Annotated in this window: 1 protein-coding gene; it reads right to left on the bottom strand. The window is 72.5% G+C overall.

All coding sequences use genetic code 11. The annotated features are described in order from the left end of the window. Window positions 1–1,196, bottom strand: a 1,196-nt coding sequence (locus FV222_RS26690) for a penicillin-binding transpeptidase domain-containing protein (protein WP_281406937.1), incomplete at both ends; no start/stop codon positions are given.

Here is a 1,196-nt window from a genome sequence, read left to right as displayed (position 1 = left end):
GGGCGGGGCGAGCGGGGTCTTGGCCACCCCGTTGGCCCAGGCCGCCTGGAAGATCGCCGACGCGATCGGCACGGAGACGTGGCCGCCGGTCTGGCCGCGGCCGAGCGTCTTGCGGGTGCCGTCGGCGTTGTCGTAGCCGACCCAGACCACCACCGTGACCTCGTTGGTGAACCCGGCGAACCACGCGTCGTTCTCGTTCTCCGAGGTGCCGGTCTTGCCGGCGACGAACTGCGAGACCCGCGACAGGGCCGCCGCGGTGCCGTGGTTGGTCACGCCCTGGAGCATGGTCTTGAGTTGGTAGAACGCCACCCGGTCGGCCGAGCCGATCCGCACCGGCTCGCGGGCGGCGTGGGCGTAGACGGGCGTGCCGTCGCGCTCGACCCCTTCGAGGGCGTAGGGCGCGGTGCGCGCGCCCTCGTTGGCGACCGCGGCGTAGAAGCCGGCGAGATCGATCATCCGCACCGGCTGGGCGCCGAGCACGAACGGATAGTACGGCTCGCAGGCCGCGTAGATCTGCGCCTCCAGCGCGATGTCGCAGACGCGCTTGAGGCTGGCCGGCGCCTTGTCCGCGATGCCGCCCTGGAGCAGGCGGGCGGTGACGAGGTTCTTCGAGAATTCCAAGCCCCGCCGCAAGGTCGTCGGCCCGGAGCCGCCGCCGTCGTAGTTCTTCGGTGACCAGCTGTCGCCGACCCCGCCGATCGGAGGCAGGGTCACGGGCGCGTCCATCACCAGGGTGTTGGGCTGGAGCCCGGCGTTGAGGGCCGCGAGGTAGGTCAGCGGCTTCAGGGTCGAGCCCGGCTGGCGCACCGCCTGCGTCACGCGGTTGAGCTGGCTCGCCGGATAGGAGAACCCGCCGGCCATCGCCAGGATGCGCCCCGTTCGGTTCTCCAGCACCAGAGCCGCACCCTGCACGGACGGCTTCACCCGGATCTCGGCACGAAGGCCCTTCTCGTCACGAGACCCCTTGCCCTCGCGCAGCTTCACCCGGACGACGTCGTAGGGCTGCAGCTTGCCCCGCGCGATGCCGGGATCGAGCGACGCGACGCGGCCGTCGCCGAGCCCGACCTTCACGCCGTTGCGGCCGGTCTCCAGCACCACGGCGAGCGGCCAGCGCACGTCGTAGAGCACCGGCCGGGCGCTCTCGAGCGCGCGCAGCCACACGGGCTTCCCGGCCGGCGCGGCGACGGTCGCCTTCC

The organism is Methylobacterium sp. WL103 (genome assembly GCF_008039885.1).
In the GTDB taxonomy this organism is placed as follows: Bacteria; Pseudomonadota; Alphaproteobacteria; order Rhizobiales; family Beijerinckiaceae; genus Methylobacterium; species Methylobacterium cerastii.
The sequence above is the reverse complement of the archived record's forward strand: the minus strand, read 5'-3'. Positions and strand labels throughout refer to the sequence as shown.